Source organism: Pantoea sp. VS1, from assembly GCF_002207995.1.
GTDB classification, from domain to species: Bacteria; Pseudomonadota; Gammaproteobacteria; order Enterobacterales; family Enterobacteriaceae; genus Pantoea; species Pantoea dispersa.
This window is the reverse complement of the sequence record NZ_NHZE01000040.1, coordinates 240,787-258,764: the sequence shown is the minus strand read 5'-3', so window position 1 is coordinate 258,764 and position 17,978 is coordinate 240,787. Positions and strand designations below refer to the sequence as shown.

Genomic DNA, 17,978 nt, shown 5'->3' with positions numbered 1-17,978 from the left:
CTGGCTCGCCGATACTTTGACGCGTAACCCTTTTCCCGCACGACAACAGGAGCACCTCATGAAGACACGTTATGCCGTAATGACTGCTGCACTGCTTGCCAGCGCATCGTTTACTACCTTTGCCGCCTCGCCGTTGAGCGAGGCACAAACCCAGGACCTGCAAAGCAGCGGCACCGTTTCGGTGAGCGGCGTGCGGGGTTCGCTGGATGACGCCACCCGTCAGCTGTCGCAGAAAGCGGAAGAGATGGGCGCCAGCCACTATCGCGTCATCGGCATGCAGAATCCGGGCGATTCCAGCATGTGGAGCGGCAGCGCCGAGATTTACCGTTAATGCCCTTCATTATTCCCCTCTGGTAGTTTTTTCCTGTAGCCACCGATTACCGGCCACCCCACTGGCCGGTTTTTTTGTGCGTCGCGACGGATTATTACAAATCAACCCGTGCAGTCAGCCAGTAAATTTTGCTTCGTTCATGCAGAACGGGTAGGATTCATCGCCGTAATTTCCCGGCTTGCCGCGCGGCATCGTTCCGCCGCTCAGGGGCCGGTTTTACCCCATTTCGCACTGCCCGGCGCAATCGATTGGTTACGCGGTGATTGATGGACAGGACAAACAGGAAAGCTATGAAATCTACTAAAAAAACGCCAGCCGAACAGCGTGCTGCGAGAAGGCGCTGGCTTAACTCTCACGACACGGGTTACCACAAAGCGATGGGTAACCGTCAGGTACAAATGATCGCCATTGGCGGCGCTATCGGTACCGGTCTGTTCCTCGGTGCCGGCGCGCGTCTGCAGATGGCCGGTCCGGCACTGGCACTGGTGTATCTGGTGTGCGGTATCTTCTCCTTCTTTATTCTCCGTGCGTTGGGCGAGCTGGTGTTGCATCGCCCTTCCAGCGGCAGCTTTGTTTCGTACGCGCGTGAATTCCTCGGGGAAAAAGCGTCCTACGTCGCGGGCTGGATGTATTTCGTTAACTGGGCGATGACCGGTATCGTCGATATCACCGCGGTGGCGCTTTACATGCATTACTGGGGCGCGTTTGGTGATGTGCCGCAGTGGGTATTTGCGCTGGGCGCGCTGGCGATTGTCGGCACCATGAACATGATCGGCGTGAAGTGGTTCGCCGAGATGGAGTTCTGGTTCGCGCTGGTGAAAGTGCTGGCTATCGTGGTGTTCCTGATAGTCGGCGTGGTGTTCCTCGGCAGCGGTAAACCGCTGGACGGCAACACCACCGGCTTCCATCTGATCACCGACAACGGCGGGCTGTTCCCGCACGGTCTGCTGCCGGCGCTGGTGCTGGTACAGGGCGTGGTGTTTGCCTTCGCCTCGATTGAGCTGGTGGGCACGGCGGCGGGCGAGTGTAAAGACCCGAAAACCATGCTGCCGAAAGCCATCAACAGCGTGATCTGGCGTATCGGTCTGTTCTATGTGGGGTCCGTGGTGCTGCTGGTACTGCTGCTGCCGTGGAACGCCTATCAGGCCGGACAAAGCCCGTTCGTCACCTTCTTCTCCAAACTGGGCGTGCCTTACATTGGCAGCGTGATGAACATCGTGGTGCTGAGCGCGGCGCTGTCGAGCCTGAACTCGGGCCTGTACTCTACCGGACGTATTCTGCGTTCAATGTCGATGGGCGGCTCGGCGCCGCAGTTCATGTCGAAGATGAGTAAGCAGCAGGTGCCGTACGCCGGTATCCTGGTGACCATCGGCGTGTACGTGATCGGCGTGGTGCTCAACTACTATGTTCCGTCGCAGGTGTTTGAGATCGTCCTGAACGTGGCGTCGCTGGGGATTATCTCCTCGTGGGCGTTCATCGTGGTGTGCCAGATGCGTCTGCGCAAAGCCATCAAAGAGGGCAAAGCGGAAGATGTCAGCTTCAAGCTGCCGTGGGCGCCGGTTACCTCGTGGCTGACGCTGCTGTTCCTGGTGAGCGTGCTGGTGCTGATGGCGTTTGACTACCCGAACGGCACTTACACCATTGCTTCAATTCCGCTGATTGCCGTGCTGCTGGTGCTCGGCTGGTTTGGCGTGCGTAAGCGCGTGCAGGCGGAAGCGATGAAAGAGCACGAGCATCATCATGACGATCAGGATGATGCGGCGCCTAAACTGGCGGAAGACAACGCGCGTTAATCGCAGTAATTCTCACCTGCGGGGGCCAGTCGGCCCCCGTTTTTATTGCAATTCTCCTTCTCTTGATCCCGCATCGGGAATTACACCTTTCGGGTGATATAGCCCTTCATAACCTCAGGTTATTTTACGCACCATCTCTACATCCCCGCATTGAGGTGAGCCGATGGCGCTGTCGCGACGTGAACTCTTTACCGGGCAGCGCGTCATGCCTGCCGGCGGTATCGCGTTGCCGTGGTGGCGGGGAGAGAGCGGCTGTGACGGCTGTGGACGCTGCGTACAAGCCTGCGAGAGCGGCATTATCCGCATCGCCGCTGGCGAAGCGCCGCAGCTCGACTTTCTGCAGGGCGAATGCACCTTTTGCGCCGCCTGTGCCGACGTCTGCCCGCAGCCGCTGTTTCAGCCGCGCGACACTGAACCTTCTAGCCAGCGCATCCGCATCGACAGCCGCTGTATCGCTTTTCTCGGCGTTAACTGTCGCAGCTGCCAGGAGAGTTGTGAGCAGCAGGCGATCCGTTTTCGCCTGATGCCCAACGGCATCGGCCAGCCGGAAATCCTTCCGCAACACTGCACCGGCTGTGGCGCCTGTATCGCGCCGTGTCCGGTCTCAGCCACAGGACTGCATCATGACGAATAACGACAGCTGGCACGTATGTGGCCTGGTGATCCAGGCTCGTCCGACCGCGATCGCGGCGGTGCGGCAGGCGCTACTGAACTTTGCCGATAGCGACATCGCGGCGGAAGATGCCGCACGCGGCACGCTGGCGTTAACGCTGGGCGCGGCCGACAGCGCCACGCTGCTGAGCAACATTGAAGCCACCCGCAACATCCCGGATGTGCTGGCGGTATCGCTGGTTTATCACCAGCAAGACGAAATTGAAGAACCCTGTAAGGAAGCATCATGAACCTGAGTCGTCGTGATTTTATGAAGGCCAATGCGGCGGCTGCTGCTGCAACGGCTGCCGGTCTCACCATTCCGACCGTGACCAAAGCGGCCACCAGCCTGGGTGAGCCGATTCGCTGGGAAAAAGCGCCGTGCCGGTTTTGCGGCACCGGCTGTGGCGTGCTGGTCGGCACGCAGAATGGCCGCGTGGTCGCCTCACAGGGCGATCCGCAGGCGGAGGTTAATCGCGGTCTGAACTGCATCAAAGGCTACTTCCTGCCGAAGATCATGTACGGCAAAGATCGTCTGACCCAGCCGCTGCTACGCATGACCGACGGCAAATTCGATAAGAACGGCGAGTTCACCCCGGTAAGCTGGGATCAGGCGTTCGACATCATGGAAGCGAAGTTTAAGGCGGCGCTGAAAGCCAACGGCCCGGAATCGGTTGGCATGTTTGGCTCCGGCCAGTGGACCGTATGGGAAGGTTACGCCGCATCAAAGCTGATGAAAGCCGGCTTCCGCACCAACAACCTCGATCCGAACGCGCGCCACTGCATGGCGTCTGCGGTGGTGGGCTTTATGCGCACCTTCGGCATGGACGAACCGATGGGCTGCTACGATGACATCGAGCAGGCCGATGCGTTTGTGCTGTGGGGATCGAACATGGCCGAGATGCACCCGATTCTCTGGTCACGCCTGACCGCGCGGCGTCTCAGCAATGACAACGTCAAAGTGGCGGTGCTGTCGACCTATCGCCACCGCAGCTTCGAGCTGGCCGATAACGCCATCGTCTTCACGCCGCAGAGCGATCTGGCGATCCTCAACTTCATCGCTAACTACATCATTCAGAACAATAAAGTCGATAAAACCTTCCTGCAGAATCACGTCACGCTGCGTAAAGGCGTGACGGATATCGGCTACGGTTTGCGCCCGACCAATCCGCTGCAGGCGGCGGCGAAAAATCCGGACAACGGCGAGTCGACGCCGATCAGCTTCGATGAGTATGCGCAATTTGTCGCGGAATACACGGTGGAAAAAGCCAGCGCCATGAGCGGCGTAGAGCAGGATCAGCTGATCGCGCTGGCGGAGCTGTACGCCGATCCGAACGTGAAGGTGGTCTCTTACTGGACCATGGGCTTCAACCAGCATACGCGCGGCGTGTGGGCGAACAACCTGTGCTACAACATCCACCTGCTGACCGGCAAAATTTCCCGTCCGGGCACCGGACCGTTCTCGCTCACCGGCCAGCCATCGGCCTGTGGCACCGCGCGTGAAGTGGGCACGTTTGCGCACCGTCTGCCAGCCGACATGGTGGTGAACAATGACAAACACCGCGCTTTAGCTGAAAAACTGTGGAAGCTGCCGCAGGGCACGGTGCCAGCCAAAGTCGGTCTGCACGCCGTGGCGCAGGATCGCGCGCTGAAAGATGGCAAGCTGAATGCCTACTGGGTGATGTGTAACAACAACATGCAGGCCGGGCCGAACCTGACGCAGGAACGCATGCCGGGCTGGCGCGATGCACGCAACTTTGTCGTGGTATCCGACCCGTATCCGACCGTCAGCGCCCTGTCTGCCGACCTGATTCTGCCGACGGCGATGTGGGTAGAGAAAGAGGGTGCCTATGGCAACGCCGAGCGCCGTACCCAGTTCTGGCATCAGCAGGTGAAAGCGCCGGGCGAGGCAAAATCTGATCTGTGGCAGCTGGTGACCTTTGCCAAACGCTTCCGCGTTGAGGACGTGTGGCCAGAGGCGCTGATTGCTCAGCAGCCTGAGCTGAAAGGCAAAACCCTGTACGACGTGCTGTATGCCAACGGCCAGGTAAATCAGTTCCCGCTGAGCGAAGTGGCCGACGACCGCCTTAACGATGAAGCGCGTGAGTTTGGTTTCTATATTCAGAAAGGCCTGTTCGAGGAGTATGCCAGCTTTGGCCGCGGCCACGGTCACGATCTCGCACCGTTTGATACTTATCACGAGGCGCGCGGTCTGCGCTGGCCGGTGGTGGACGGCAAAGAGACGCGCTGGCGCTATCGTGAAGGTTTCGACAGCTACGTGAAAGCCGGTGAGGGGGTACGTTTTTACGGTAAGCCGGACGGCAAAGCCACCATTTTTGCCCTGCCGTACGAGCCGCCAGCGGAAGCGCCGGATGCCGAATATGACCTGTGGTTCTGCACCGGGCGCGTGCTGGAGCACTGGCACACCGGCACCATGACGCGCCGCGTGCCGGAACTGCACCGCGCGGTGCCGCAGGCGCTGCTGTATATCCATCCGCTGGACGCCAAAGATCGCGGCTTCCGTCGCGGTGAGAAGGTGCGCGTGGTATCGCGTCGCGGCGAAACCCTCGCCACCGTGGAAACGCGCGGGCGTAATCAGCCGCCGCAGGGGCTGGTATTTATGCCGTTCTTCGATGCCGGCGTGCTGGCCAACAACATCACGCTGGACGCCACCGATCCGCTGTCGAAGCAGACCGATTACAAAAAATGCGCCGTTAAGCTGGTGAAAATCTGAGGCAGGATGCAATGAAACCTTTTATCACTCTTGTAACCGTTGCCGCCCTGATGCTGGGCGGCGTGGTGTACGCTAATAACGGCGTCGATCTCAATCAGTCACCGGAAGTGACGGCAACGCAGCAGGGCACCATTCATCAGCCCAAAGAGCAGAGCCGCAAGCCGCTGAACTATGTTAATCAGCCGCCGGTGATCCCGCACAGCGTGGAGGGCTACCAGGTGACGAAGAACGTGAACCGCTGCCTGCAGTGTCACGGCACCCAGAGCTATCTGACCACCGGCGCGCCGCGCGTCAGTCCGACGCACTTTACCGACCGCGACGGCGTGGTGAGCAGCACGGTATCGCCGCGTCGCTACTTCTGCCTGCAGTGTCACGTGCCGCAGACCGATGCTAAACCGGTGGTGGAAAACACCTTTAAGCCGGCTGACGGCTTTGGGCAGTGAGGTGGCGATGAAACAGAAACTTTTACGTATCTGGCGCTGGTGGCGACGCCCCAGCCGTCTGGCGCTCGGCACGCTGCTGATTCTTGGCTTTGCTGGTGGCATCATCTTCTGGGGTGGTTTTAACACCGCGATGGAGATGACTAACCGCGAGCAGTTCTGTATTGGCTGTCACGAAATGCGCAACAACGTCTATCAGGAATATATGCAGACGGTGCACTACAACAACCGCAGCGGCGTGCGCGCCACCTGTCCGGATTGTCACGTGCCGCACGAGTGGGGGCCGAAGATGATTCGTAAGATCCAGGCGAGTAAAGAGGTGTACGCCAAGATCTTCGGCCTGATTGATACGCCGCAGAAGTTTGAAGAGACGCGTATCGAGCTGGCGCAGAACGAGTGGCGCCGGATGAAGAACAACAATTCGCAGGAGTGTCGTAACTGCCACAACTTCGATTATATGGACTTCACCGCGCAGAAAACGGTCGCCGCCAAAATGCACAGCAAAGCGGTGCAGGACGGACAGACCTGTATCGACTGCCACAAAGGCATTGCCCACCATCTGCCGGATATGAAAGACCAGCCAAACGGTTTCTAATCGCGACCCTGGCCGCGCCTGCCGGTGCGGTATCAGGGTTTTCGTGCCGACCGGTTGAGGCAGCCGCAAACCACACAGCATCGTAGCGGCGCGATTTATCGCGCTAAGTTAATCACTGCACAGCTGCCCGGATGCGCAATAAATTGCGCCGCTACGATTCGTGCGGCTTTTTATTTCTGCACCATCATTCTGCGCACATTGTAGCGGCGCGATTTATCGCGCTCAGTAAATCACTGCACAGCTGTCCGGATGCGCAATGAATAGCGCCGCTGCGATTCGTGCGGCATTTTATTTCTGCACCCTCATCCTGCACACATCGTAGCGGCGCGATTTATCGCGCTAAGTTAATCACTGCACAGCTGCCCGGATGCGCAATAAATTGCGCCGCTACGATTCGTGCGGCATTTTATTTCTGCACCATCATGCTGCGCACATCGTAGCGGCATTTTATTTCTGCACCTTCATCCTGCACACATTGTAGCGGCGCGATTTATCGCGCTAAGTTAATCACTGCACAGCTGCCCGGATGCGCAATAAATTGCGCCGCTACGATTCGTACGCATTTTATTTCTTCACCATCATCTTGCACACATCGTAGCGGCGCGATTTATCGCGCTAAGTTAATCACTGCACAGCTGCCCGGATGCGCAATAAATTGCGCCGCTACGATTCGTGCGGCATTTTATTTCTGCACCATCAACCTGCACACATCGTAGCGGCATTTTATTTCTGCACTATCATCCCGCACACATTGTAGCGGCGCGATTTATCGCGCTAAGTTAATCACTGCACAGCTGCCCGGATGCACAATAAATTGCGCCGCTACGATTCGTGCGGCATTTTATTTCTGCACCATCATGCTGCACACATCGTAGCGGCATTTTATTTCTGCACCATCATTCTGCGCACATTGTAGCGGCGCGATTTATCGCGCTAAGTTAATCACTGCACAGCTGCCCGGATGCGCAATGATGGCGCCGCTACGACACGTGCCATGAGGGTTGAAAAGGCGTAATGCTCAACTGACAGCCTCACGCCATCGCAGGCAATCTGCTCCACAATTCAGATAGTTTTCCCTGCGGCTTCGGCCTATTATCTCAGGCTCCCTCAGCTACGCAGTGGAGCGGCTATGTCGTTAAAGATCAACATCATCAAAGATAAGTTGCTGTCTGATAATTATTTCATTCTGCGCAACTACACCTACGAACTCACCCGCAGCAACGGCGACGTGGTACGTCACAAACGTGAAGTCTACGATCGCGGCAACGGTGCCACCATCCTGCTCTACAACCGTGAAAAAAACAGCGTGGTGCTGATTCGTCAGTTCCGCATCGCGACCTATGTTAATGACAACGCCAGCGGTGAGCTGATTGAAACCTGCGCCGGACTGCTGGATAACGACACGCCGGAAGATTGCATCCGTAAAGAAGCGGTGGAAGAGACCGGCTATCAGGTTGGTAAGGTCGAAAAGCTGTTTGAGGCCTACATGTCGCCGGGCGGCGTGACCGAATTGCTGCACTTTTTCGCCGCTGAATACAGCGATGCGCAGCGCGCTAACGACGGCGGTGGCGTGGAAGATGAAGAGATCACCGTACTCGAGCTGCCGTTTCCCCAGGCGCTGGCGATGGTGAAAGAGGGCCGCATTCGCGACGGCAAGACCATTATGTTACTGCACTATGCGCAGCTGATGGGCTGGTTGCAGGCATAACCGCGGCGGTGATTCGCAGGGCCGGCACGAATGCCGACTCTGCCGATGCCGGGGCGCAATGCATTGCGCCACTACGCCATGTGCGTTATTTCCGGGGCATTTAACGGCGTCACTTCACACTCCGGATGAGCCTGGATGCGCGCCAGCGCTTCGGCGTAGGAGGGCATAGAATTGGCCGCGCCGGAACGCTCGACGCACAGCGAGGCAAACGCCGCCGCAAACAGCGCCGCCTGCGGTAACGCATCGCCGGACGCCAGGCGCGCCGCCAGTGCGCCGTTGAAGGCATCGCCGGCACCGGTGGTGTCGAGCGGCTGGGCAGGAAACAGCGGAATACGCAGCTGCTGCTCCGCGCTGGAGAGCAGGGCGCCCGCGGTGCCAAGCGTAATAATCACCTGACGCGCGCCCTTACGGTGCAGCACTTCGGCGGCGCGCTGCGCGCTGGCAAAATCGGTCACTTTTATCCCGCTCAGCTGCATCGCTTCGGTGCTGTTGGGCGTTAACAGATCCACCTTAGCCAGCAGCGCATCGCTGACTTTCTGCCACGGTGCCGGATTCAGAATGACAAACGTGCCGCCGGCACGCGCGTTGTCGATCATGCGCTGAATGGCGCTGAGGTTGTTCTCCAGCTGCACCAGCAGAATATCGGCGGCAGCCACGGTGGGCTGACAGCGCGCCACTTCGGCCGCGGTTACGGTGGTATTTGCGCCGGGATAGACCGATATCATGTTCTCGGCATCATCGCCCGCCACGTAAATCAGCGCGTTGCCGGTGGGTTTCTCTTTACAGGTGAACAGCGTAATGGCGTCGAAACCGGTCTTCTCCAGATGGCGACGGGCAAAGGTGCCAAAATCGTCATTACCCACCTTACCGATATAGTGCACGCGCGCCCCGGCGCGCAGCGCGGCGGTGGCCTGGTTGGCCCCTTTGCCGCCGGGCCCCATCATGCTGTTGTGCGCCGTGAGCGATTCGCCCGGCAGGGGGAAACGGTTCATCACCGCCACCACGTCGAGGTTGAACGAGCCAAACACACACACTTTTCCTTTCATTGCGCGCTCCTGAACAGCCGTTCTGCGGCGAGGCACGCGCCGCGACAGCCGGTGTGATCGGTGGATTGACTGAAGATGATTTTCAAACCATCCCGCGTGGCCGGCGGCCGTAAATGCTGCTGGATCTGGCTGCGCAGCTGCGCCAGCGGGAAATCTGCCATCGCCAGCACGCCGCCGCCCAGAATCAGGTACTCCGGATCGAGAATGTTCATCTCGGTGGCGATCAGCTGCGCCAGACGCTGCACAAACGCCTGCAGCGCCGGGTCAGAACCATGATGGGTAAACAGCGCCGACATCGGCGTTTGCGCCGCATTGGCCTGCGCCCAGTGGCTTAACCAGTGGCCGGAGGTCACGGTTTCCGCGCAGCCGTGGTTGCCGCACGGGCAGGGCAGCGCGTTACCGGCCACCGGCACGTGGCCGAGTTCACCGGCTCCGCCATGCTGACCATGGTAGAAGCGGCCGTTGAGCCACAGGCTGTTGCCCATGCCGGTGCCAGGATACAGACCTACCGCATTTTCCGGCAGCTGCTCCAGCTGCATTAAATCCCACAGCATCAGATGGTTAACGTCTTTATCCATCGCCACCGGCACGCCCAGTCGTTCACTCAGCAGCGCCGCTACCGGCTGGTGATCGAGCGCCTGAATGAACGGCAGTGAAATCACCTGCTGGCGATCGCGGCTGAGAATGCCCGGCAGGCCGAGCATCACACCGCTGACCGGCTGCTGCTCCAGCGTTTCCGCAATCAGCAGCCCGAGTGCGGCCAGCGCATCGGGCTGCTGCGCCCAGCTGGCGGTGGGCACTTTACGAAAGCTGCTCCAGATGCGGCCCGCCTCCATCAACTGCAGACGGGTGCCGGTGCCGCCAATGTCGATACCGAGCCAGCGTGTTGTCATGCCGACACCTGCGCCAGGCCCTGCGCTTCATCAATGCTCTCACGCATCATGTTCCACGCGGTAGCGAGGTCTTCGTGAATGTTAAACAAGCCGGAGGTGCCGACAATCAGCACTTCGGCACCGGCACCGACCAGCGTGTTGTAGGTGCGCGTATTACAGGAACCGTCAATCTCAATCAGGTAGCGGTGGCCGTGCGCCTGTTTCAGCGCCTTCAGCTCCTGCACCTTCTGCACCATCTCCGGAATAAACGGCTGACCGGCATAGCCCGGGTCCACGGTCATCACGGTGATTTTATCCAGCAGATGAATGTAATGATGGATAAAGGAGACCGGCGTGGCCGGGTTGAGCACCACGCCCACTTTTTTGCCGTAGCTGCGAATCAGGTTAATCACGCGGAACGCATCACGGTTGATGGTTTCAGCGTGCGGGCAAATGTAATCGGCGCCGGCGTTGGCCACCGCTTCAATAAAGTCGGTCGGCTCTTCCACCATCAGATGCACATCGATCGCCACTTTGGTATGCGGGCGGATCTGCTCAATAAAGAACGGCGACAGGGTGATGTTTTTAACGTAGTGACCGTCCATGATGTCGATGTGCAGGAAGTCAGCGCGGGAGTCCAGCACGGCCAGCTGGTGCTTGATCTCCATCAGATTCATACACATCAACGACGGGGAGACTTGAATACGCATCATACTTCCTTTTTTTCGGTCAGAGGATTAAGCGCCGCGGCCAGCTTGCTGAGCCTGACGGCACGGTGATCGTTAAAGCGCGCTTTGAGTTGTTTGAAGGCCAGCACCACCACCAGCACGGCACCCCACATCGCCAGGCTGACGTGCTGGCTGATGTTCATCAGGTTGAAGCCGGTGGAGAGCACCTGCAGCGCAATCAGCGCCAGCACCACGCCGGTCACGCGGCCAAAACCGCCGTTGGGATCGGTGCCGCCGAGAATGATGGCCAGTACGGTCAGCAGCAGGTAGGCATCACCGTAGCCCATGCGCGCCGAGTTAAAGCGCGCCATCATGATCAGACCGGCCAGCACGCACAGCAGGCTGGAGATGACGTACACCAGCATCACCATACGATGGGTATTGATGCCGCTGAACCAGGTGGCGTTGATGTTGCTGCCGCCCATGTAGATGCATTTGCCAGCGCGGGTTTTGCCGAGGAACAGCGCCAGCAGCGCGGCGGCAACCAGGAATACCCACAGCGGCAGCGGCATGCCCAGCAGCGTGTCTGAGCCGAGCGACTGCACCACCGGCGGCATACCGCTCACCGCCGCACCTTTGGTCAGCCAGATGCCGATGCCGTTGAGCGTCATCATGGTGGCCAGCGTCACCAGAATCGGGTGTGCGCCGATGCGCGTTACCATCACGCCGGTGATCACGCCAATCACGGCGGCAATCACCATCGCGCCGACGATGGCGATAAACAGCCACAGCAGCTGCTGACCGGTACCGGCATCAGCCGGCAGGGCGCTCATCAGGGTCCAGGCGATGAACAGCGCCGTCAGGTTAGCGGTGGCGATGATGGCGAGGTTCAGGCCGCCGCTGAGGATGGCGATAAACATCGCCAGCGTTAACAGGCCGAGCTCCGGCAGCTGAAACGCCATGCTCATAAAGGTCGAGTCAGTGAGAAAGCGGCCCGGCAGCATGACGCTGAAGGTGGCCAGCGCCAGGGCAATCAACAGCATCAGGCCGATGTTGGTGCCGTCCGGCCGCAGCGCAGAGAGAGATTTCATGGTGATGGCTCCTCCCGTCAGACGAAACTGACGTCGGTTTCTTTACGTTTTTTGTAGTGGGTGACGGCAATCGCCACCATAATCGTGCCGCCAACCACAATGTTCATGAAGTAGTTGGAGACGCCGATCAGATTGAGGCCGTTTTTCAGGATGGCGATCAGGAATACGCCCATCAGCGTGCCGCTGACCGTGCCTTTGCCGCCCATCAGGCTGGCACCGCCCAGCACCGTCGCAGCCAGCACATCCAGCTCACCGCCGACCAGCGCATTCGGCACTACTTCACCCATGCGGTACACCTGCACCAGCCCGCCAATCGCCGCCATCGCCCCGAGCCAGCCGTAAGCAAACACGTGAATCAATCCCACGCGGATGCCAATGCGCCGCGCCGATTCCGCATCGCCGCCCACCGCATACAGCTGACGGCCCAGATTGGTTTTGTTGAGCAACAGCGCGGTGAGGGCGGCAATCACCAGCATGATCGCCAGCGGTAAGCCAATCTGAAAACTGTTGCCCTGTACGCTAAACGGCAGCACGCTGTGCAGGGTGATCCACCAGTCCGGCAGCGAGTAGAGGCTTTTGCCGCCGGTAACCCACATCAGCAGACCAAACAGCAGCGACTGCATACTGATGGTGATGATGATCGACACCACGCGCAGCGAGGTGATCAGCAGGGCGTTGATCACGCCAAACAGCGTGCCGCAGACGATAGCCAGCAGAATGCTGAGCAGCGCGTTATCAAACTGGAACTGCACAAACAGCGAGGCGATCAGGTATTGCACCACCGACGCCACGGCGGCGAAGGAGATATCGATACCGCCGGTCACCAGCACCACAAACAGGCCGAGGGCGAAAATGCCGGTAACGGCGTAGCTTTCCGCCAGATCCAGCAGGTTCTGCACCGTCAGGAACTGATCGCTGGCCAGCGAGAAGAACACCATGAAAGCCAGCAGCACCCAGGCGAGCCAGCCCTGGCTGGAGTGCGGACGTAAACGAGAGAAATCAGGCATTAATCACCTCCGCCAGCTGTTCCTGCGCCACGGTATCGGGTTGGTATTCGGCATGGATGGTGCCGTCGCGGAAGTGCAGGATGCGGTCGCAGTTGTACCAGACCTCCGGCACTTCGTCGGAAATCAGGATGATCGACAGTCCCTCTTTCGCCAGCTCGTGGATCAGCTGATAGATGCTGGCCTTGGCACCGACATCCACGCCGACGGTCGGCGAGTCGAGGATCAGAATGCGCGGCTGGGTCAGCACCCATTTCGCCAGCACGATTTTTTGCTGGTTGCCGCCGGACAGGGTGGAGATCGCCAGGTTAGGATCGGCCACGCGCACGCCGAGCTGCTGAATCCACTGCAGGATCAGCTTGTTCTTGCGGTATTCGTCGATCAGATGGAAACGGTTTTGCAGCTTATCGAGGATCGGCAGCACCATGTTGTCGGCCACCGACTGCTGCTGCACCAGGCCGAGCGTCAGGCGATCTTCCGAAACGTAGCCGATACCGGCTTTGATGGCGTCTTCGTGCCCGCGAAAACGCACCGGCTTGCTGTCGAGCCAGATTTTGCCGCTGTCCGGTTTGGTCATGCCAAACAGCGACAGCGCCAGTTCGGTGCGGCCGGAGCCGAGCAGGCCGCACAGGCCCAGCACTTCACCGGCGTAGAGTTTGAAGTTAACGTCGTGATACTGACCGGCGCGCGTCAGCTTCTCCACCTCGAGAATCGCCCGATCGGCGTTGCGCGTTGGCGCTTTTAACTGGTAGTCGAGCTTGAGGCCAGTCATCAGTTCGGTCAGGTGATGCGGCGTCATCTCTCTGGCTGGCCAGCAGCCCATCTTGCGGCCGTCGCGGATTACCGTCACGCGATCCGAAATCTCCAGCACTTCATCCAGCCGGTGACTGACAAACACCACACAGATGTTTTTGTCTTTCAGATAGCGCACGGTGCGCAGCAACTGATTGACCTCGGTACGCGTCAGCGATGCGGTGGGTTCGTCCATGATCACCAGTCGTGCATCGGCCACCAGCGCGCGGCAAATCGCCACCTGCTGGCGCTGGGCAATCGACAGCGCAGCGACTTTCTCATTCAGATCGAGATCGAATTTCAGCTCATCAATAATGCCGCGCGCGGTGTCGCGCAGCCGGGCCTGACGGTGCCAGCCGAGCAACCCGTTGAGGTTATGCTCAAAAGCGATGTTCTCCGCCACGCTCAAATTGGGGAACAGCGACAGATCCTGGTAAATCACCTGGATACCGAAGTCGCGCGCCTGACGGGTGGTCAGACGCGGGAAACTCTGGCCGTCGCCGAGGGTGATGCGGCTGCCACTGTCCGGGGCGTGCACCCCGGAAATAACTTTAATTAAGGTGCTCTTGCCACAGCCGTTGGTGCCAGCGAGACAGTGCACTTCGCCGGCCAGCAGGGTCAGCGAGATATCGCTCAGTGCGCGGTTGCCACCAAATGTTTTCGACAGGTTGTCGAGCGCAATCAGCGTCTGTGGAGTGACCTCTTGCATGTTACAGCCCCATTTTCACCAGTTTTGGCAGGTTCTCTTTATCGAGACTTTCAGTGTTGTTACCGAGAATGGTGTGCGTCGCCTCGTCTACCTTCACTTTGCCCAGCCCTTCAATAGTCATGCCGTCGGTGATTGGCTCTTTCTTCTCCATCATGTCGGCGATACGCACAAATACTTCACCGGCGGTCTGCGGATTCCAGATATAGCCGCCCTTGATAGCACCGCGCTGTACCAGCGACGCGCCCTGGCCCGGGCTGAAGGCACCGATGACGCACACCTGATCGATCTTGTTGCGGTTCATGACCGCGCGGCCGGCGCCAATCGGTCCCTGAGAACCAAAGGCCATAATGCCTTTCAGATCCGGGTATTTAGACATCAGCTCGTTGGTGGTGCGGATGGAGTCATCCAGCGATTCGCCGACGCCGAACTTGTCGGTCACCAGCTGCATCTTCGGATAGTGCTGTTTCTGGTAGTTGAGCGCGGCGTCGGTCCACTCCTGATGCAGTGGCACCGTCAGGCTGCCGACATACATGGCGTATTTGCCTTCTTCATGCATGCATTTCGCCAGTGCTTTCATATGGTTGATGCCGTGGGTTGGCGCATCGACCAGCTCGAAATCCCAGTTGGCGTCTTTCTGGCCGGGCGATTCGTGAGTAATCACCATGATCCCGGCTTCACGCGCGCGCTTCAGCACTGGCTCAAGCACTTTCGGGTCGTTTGGCACCACGCCGATGATATCGACCTTCTGCGCAATCAAATCTTCAATCGCGCGCACCTGCAGCGCCGGGTCAGCGGCGGTTGGCCCCACCATCCACGCGTCGATGCCGCGTTTTGCCGCTTCACTTTTGATGCCCGCTTCCATGGCGTTGAACCACGGAATACCGCCAATTTTTACCACGATGCCCATGCGGATTTTGTCAGCGGCCTGCGCGCCAGCGGCGGCAAACAGGGCAAGCAGAGAACAGGCGATAAGATGTTTTTTCATAAAGACTCCAGATTAATTTTTTATTAGCTGCATCGAATGGCTGCGTTGCGAGCAATCAATAATATTGACGCCGTTCCACGCCAGTTCTTGTTCCAGCTCTTTGTCTTTTAATTGGTCAGTGATGAGAAAATCCACATCGCGGTAATGACAAATACGCGCGAATGAGGGGCGCAGAAATTTACTGCCGTCCAGCAGCAGATGTTTTCTTTCTGCCGCTAACAACATTTGCTGTTTTAAATGTGCGTTGTTTTCGTTACCTTCGCGTAAATAACCGTCATTGCCCAAACTGCTGCAGGAAAAAAAGATCTTATTGATCTGAAATTCCCGTAGTGGCTGCTCTGCGACGACGCCGTGGAAATCTTCATAACGGTCAGAATATTCTCCACCCAGGCAGATGGTGCGGATACTGCCGCGCGCTGCAAGGGTCTGGACGATTCTGATAGAATTGGTTAACACCGTTAATTCAATATCCGGTAGCTGTCGTGCCAGATACCAGCAGGTGGTACTACTGTCGAGTAATAAACAATCACCGGGGCTGATAAAATCGAGTGCCCGTTTGGCTATCGCCATCTTGGCCTCGACGTTTTCATTCATGCGCTGGCGAAAAGATAATTCATACTCGTTAATACCGCGTGTATTTCCCTGAATGTTGGCGGCCTGTCGTTTGGCTGGTACAGCACCACCGTGACTGCGCTGTAATACGCCACGTTTCTCCAGCTGCGTTAAATCACGGCGAATGGTTTCCTGAGAAACCTGACACAGCGTGACTAATTCAGCGACAATGACCCGACCATTTAAATTAAGCTCGTCAATAATTCGCTGCTGTCTTTCAATCGGCAACATGACTTCCCTCCGATGGCTATAAATTACTGGATGCCGGAATGTGAAAATGTGGGCTGGGCACGAGTCCGCAGCGACCAACTGGCCCGGCGACATTAAGGTGATTTTCATTGGATTTTTTATGTAAATGAGATCTCTTAATTTCAAATTTGAGTGATCGCATTCACATAAATGCGCGTTATTACGCGAGGGAATGAGAGAGTCCATGCACAGCGTTGACGCTCTGCCAGCACCATAGCATGACCGCTTATGACCGTTTGTGTGTATTTGACCGTTTTGTGAAGGGGGTAAAAATTGTCCGACGAATCCGATTGAGCAGAAATCAGCCGCACCGGATGATGGAGCTGTTGCGCTATTCCACACAGATCGCCCATAAGGCGACGGCTTTTTCAGCAGTTAACTTCGCTTTTCAGGCCACTTCACAGTTTCGGCCTGATGACCGCTCATGCATTGCGCTATCATTTTCATTCCAGGAATCGGGGATCGTTTTTTTTCATGTCGTATTGGATGAAGTCGCTGCTTTTATTGCCCTTTCTGCTGATTGCCAGCGTACAGGCCGAGCCGCTGCAAAAGTCGTTTTCCGACTGGCAGATCACCTGCAACAACGCGGCGTTCTGCGTGGCACGCAGTTTTCCTGGCGATAATGGCCTGGTGATGACGATTTCGCGTCACGCCGGGGTCAACGATCGGCCACTGCTGCGCATTGATTACGGCAGCGCCTACAGCGGTGCATTGCCGGGCGCGGCGCTAAAAGACAACCTGCTGCTCGACCAGCGCCGCCTCAATCCGGACCTCAAACACTGGACGGTGGAGCCGCATCATCTGGCCACCAGCAACGCCATCGCCATCGACGAATTTCTCGCCCAGACGCTGGATGCCAGCAATTTACAGCTCACCTATAAAGCCAGCGCCAGTATTCCGCTGCGCGGTATGAAAGCGGCGCTGCTGCTGATGGATGACGTACAGGGGCGGGTTAACGGGGCCAGCGCCTGGGTAAAGCGTGGTGATCGCGTGCAGTGGGATGTGCCACCGCCGCCCTCAATTCCACAGCTGCCGGCACCAATGCCCGCACCCGCGCCGCTGACGCAGCAGGAAACCACCGGCCTGATCGATTACGGAACCTGGCGCGTCAATACCGACAACTGCTCGCTCGATCCGCTGCGGCGGGAAGTCAGCGTTGCGCCACTCACCGACAGCAAAGCGCTGCTGCTGATAAGCTGCGAAACCGGGGCCTACAACGTGATCGATCTGGCGTTTGAAGTCACGCGCAGCCAGCCGTATGTGTCGCGCGGCATCACGCTCAACCTGCCGTTTACCCCGCCGTCGCGCACTGATAATCAGCTGGAGCTGGTGAACGCCGAGTTCGATGCCAGTAACGGCCAGCTGTATACCTTCAGCAAAGAGCGCGGTCTGGGAGACTGCGGTGTGGCCACACGCTGGCAGTTTGATGGTAATGCTTTCGTGCTGGCGGAGTATGCGGAAGAAAAGACCTGTGACGCCTGGCATAGTAGTGATGACTGGCCCACCCTCTGGGTGACTCAGTAATCCCCGTCATCCTTCGCACTGCAGGGGCGTTGGCTGCGGCTGTTCACCCCGGTCACTTACCTGAGTAAGCTCCCGGGGATGCCCATCCTTGCCGCCTTCCTGCAGCACGAATGATTTAGGGGAGGGTTCGCAGTAACTGCTCGTCATAACTCACGCTTTGGCTACGGTGACATG

At 58.3% G+C, this 17,978-nt stretch carries 18 protein-coding genes; 10 read left to right on the top strand and 8 right to left on the bottom strand.

All coding sequences use genetic code 11. From position 1 onward, the window contains the following. Window positions 1-58 precede the first annotated feature (58 nt). The 8 genes from CBW22_RS15460 to nudK all read left to right on the top strand — a co-directional run bounded on the left by CBW22_RS15460 (window position 59) and on the right by nudK (window position 8,252). Complete coding sequence (locus tag CBW22_RS15460) at window positions 59-331, top strand: DUF1471 domain-containing protein (protein ID WP_058770823.1); 273 nt, start codon at window positions 59-61, stop codon at window positions 329-331. Between the two features lie 290 nt (window positions 332-621). Beyond that, window positions 622-2,124 carry an L-asparagine permease gene (gene ansP / locus CBW22_RS15455; protein ID WP_031279802.1) on the top strand — a complete coding sequence of 501 codons (1,503 nt, stop codon included), beginning with the start codon at window positions 622-624 and terminating at the stop codon, window positions 2,122-2,124. A 163-nt stretch (window positions 2,125-2,287) separates the two neighbouring features. Further along, complete coding sequence (gene napF / locus CBW22_RS15450) at window positions 2,288-2,758, top strand: ferredoxin-type protein NapF (RefSeq protein WP_088517118.1); 471 nt, start codon at window positions 2,288-2,290, stop codon at window positions 2,756-2,758. Further along, on the top strand, window positions 2,748-3,026 hold the full coding sequence (locus tag CBW22_RS15445) for a chaperone NapD (RefSeq protein WP_021508051.1): 279 nt from the start codon (window positions 2,748-2,750) through the stop codon (window positions 3,024-3,026). The genes napF and CBW22_RS15445 overlap by 11 nt, the downstream gene beginning before the upstream one ends. Next, complete coding sequence (gene napA / locus CBW22_RS15440) at window positions 3,023-5,509, top strand: nitrate reductase catalytic subunit NapA (RefSeq protein ID WP_088517117.1); 2,487 nt, start codon at window positions 3,023-3,025, stop codon at window positions 5,507-5,509. The genes CBW22_RS15445 and napA overlap by 4 nt, the downstream gene beginning before the upstream one ends. A gap of 11 nt (window positions 5,510-5,520) precedes the next feature. Then, window positions 5,521-5,952, top strand: a complete 432-nt coding sequence (napB, locus tag CBW22_RS15435; protein WP_058758336.1) for a nitrate reductase cytochrome c-type subunit — start codon at window positions 5,521-5,523, stop codon at window positions 5,950-5,952. Between the two features lie 7 nt (window positions 5,953-5,959). Beyond that, entirely contained in the window at window positions 5,960-6,544 is a 585-nt protein-coding gene (gene napC, locus CBW22_RS15430) for a cytochrome c-type protein NapC (protein WP_058758337.1), read from the top strand. 1,129 nt (window positions 6,545-7,673) lie between these two features. Beyond that, complete coding sequence (gene nudK / locus CBW22_RS15425) at window positions 7,674-8,252, top strand: GDP-mannose pyrophosphatase NudK (RefSeq protein ID WP_021508055.1); 579 nt, start codon at window positions 7,674-7,676, stop codon at window positions 8,250-8,252. Window positions 8,253-8,323: 71 nt separating this feature from the next. On the opposite strand, the gene rbsK is transcribed toward nudK, so the two are convergent. Genes rbsK through CBW22_RS15385 form a run of 8 tightly spaced genes read right to left on the bottom strand, consistent with a single transcriptional unit; the run spans window position 8,324 to window position 16,262 of the window. Then, the gene (rbsK, locus tag CBW22_RS15420; RefSeq protein ID WP_059011563.1) at window positions 8,324-9,298 is read right to left on the bottom strand and encodes a ribokinase; all 975 of its coding nucleotides are present in this window, start codon (window positions 9,296-9,298) and stop codon (window positions 8,324-8,326) included. Then, window positions 9,295-10,191 carry an allose kinase gene (alsK, locus tag CBW22_RS15415; RefSeq protein WP_088517116.1) on the bottom strand — a complete coding sequence of 299 codons (897 nt, stop codon included), beginning with the start codon at window positions 10,189-10,191 and terminating at the stop codon, window positions 9,295-9,297. The genes rbsK and alsK overlap by 4 nt, the downstream gene beginning before the upstream one ends. Further along, window positions 10,188-10,880: a D-allulose 6-phosphate 3-epimerase gene (alsE, locus tag CBW22_RS15410; RefSeq protein ID WP_058758340.1), complete on the bottom strand. Its 693-nt coding sequence runs from the start codon at window positions 10,878-10,880 to the stop codon at window positions 10,188-10,190. Before alsE ends, alsK begins: the two co-directional genes overlap by 4 nt. Continuing rightward, on the bottom strand, window positions 10,880-11,929 hold the full coding sequence (locus tag CBW22_RS15405; protein ID WP_021508059.1) for an ABC transporter permease: 1,050 nt from the start codon (window positions 11,927-11,929) through the stop codon (window positions 10,880-10,882). Before CBW22_RS15405 ends, alsE begins: the two co-directional genes overlap by 1 nt. 17 nt (window positions 11,930-11,946) lie before the next feature. Continuing rightward, a complete protein-coding gene (locus CBW22_RS15400; protein WP_088517115.1) occupies window positions 11,947-12,936 on the bottom strand; it encodes an ABC transporter permease in 990 nt (329 codons plus the stop codon). Beyond that, window positions 12,929-14,434, bottom strand: coding sequence for a sugar ABC transporter ATP-binding protein (locus CBW22_RS15395; RefSeq protein WP_021508061.1), 1,506 nt, complete (start codon window positions 14,432-14,434; stop codon window positions 12,929-12,931). The genes CBW22_RS15400 and CBW22_RS15395 overlap by 8 nt, the downstream gene beginning before the upstream one ends. Window position 14,435: 1 nt before the next feature. Next, window positions 14,436-15,419 (bottom strand): substrate-binding domain-containing protein, encoded by a 984-nt coding sequence (locus CBW22_RS15390; RefSeq protein WP_058758342.1) that lies wholly within the window; start codon window positions 15,417-15,419, stop codon window positions 14,436-14,438. Between the two features lie 12 nt (window positions 15,420-15,431). Continuing rightward, a complete protein-coding gene (locus CBW22_RS15385; protein ID WP_021508063.1) occupies window positions 15,432-16,262 on the bottom strand; it encodes a DeoR/GlpR family DNA-binding transcription regulator in 831 nt (276 codons plus the stop codon). 236 nt (window positions 16,263-16,498) lie between these two features. Here CBW22_RS15385 and CBW22_RS26750 point away from each other — a divergent pair, with 236 nt between their 5' ends. Both CBW22_RS26750 and CBW22_RS15380 read left to right on the top strand, forming a co-directional pair. Then, the gene (locus tag CBW22_RS26750; protein WP_254919518.1) at window positions 16,499-16,903 is read left to right on the top strand and encodes a hypothetical protein; all 405 of its coding nucleotides are present in this window, start codon (window positions 16,499-16,501) and stop codon (window positions 16,901-16,903) included. Beyond that, a complete protein-coding gene (locus CBW22_RS15380) occupies window positions 16,878-17,804 on the top strand; it encodes a DUF1176 domain-containing protein (protein ID WP_254919517.1) in 927 nt (308 codons plus the stop codon). Before CBW22_RS26750 ends, CBW22_RS15380 begins: the two co-directional genes overlap by 26 nt. Window positions 17,805-17,978 lie beyond the last annotated feature (174 nt).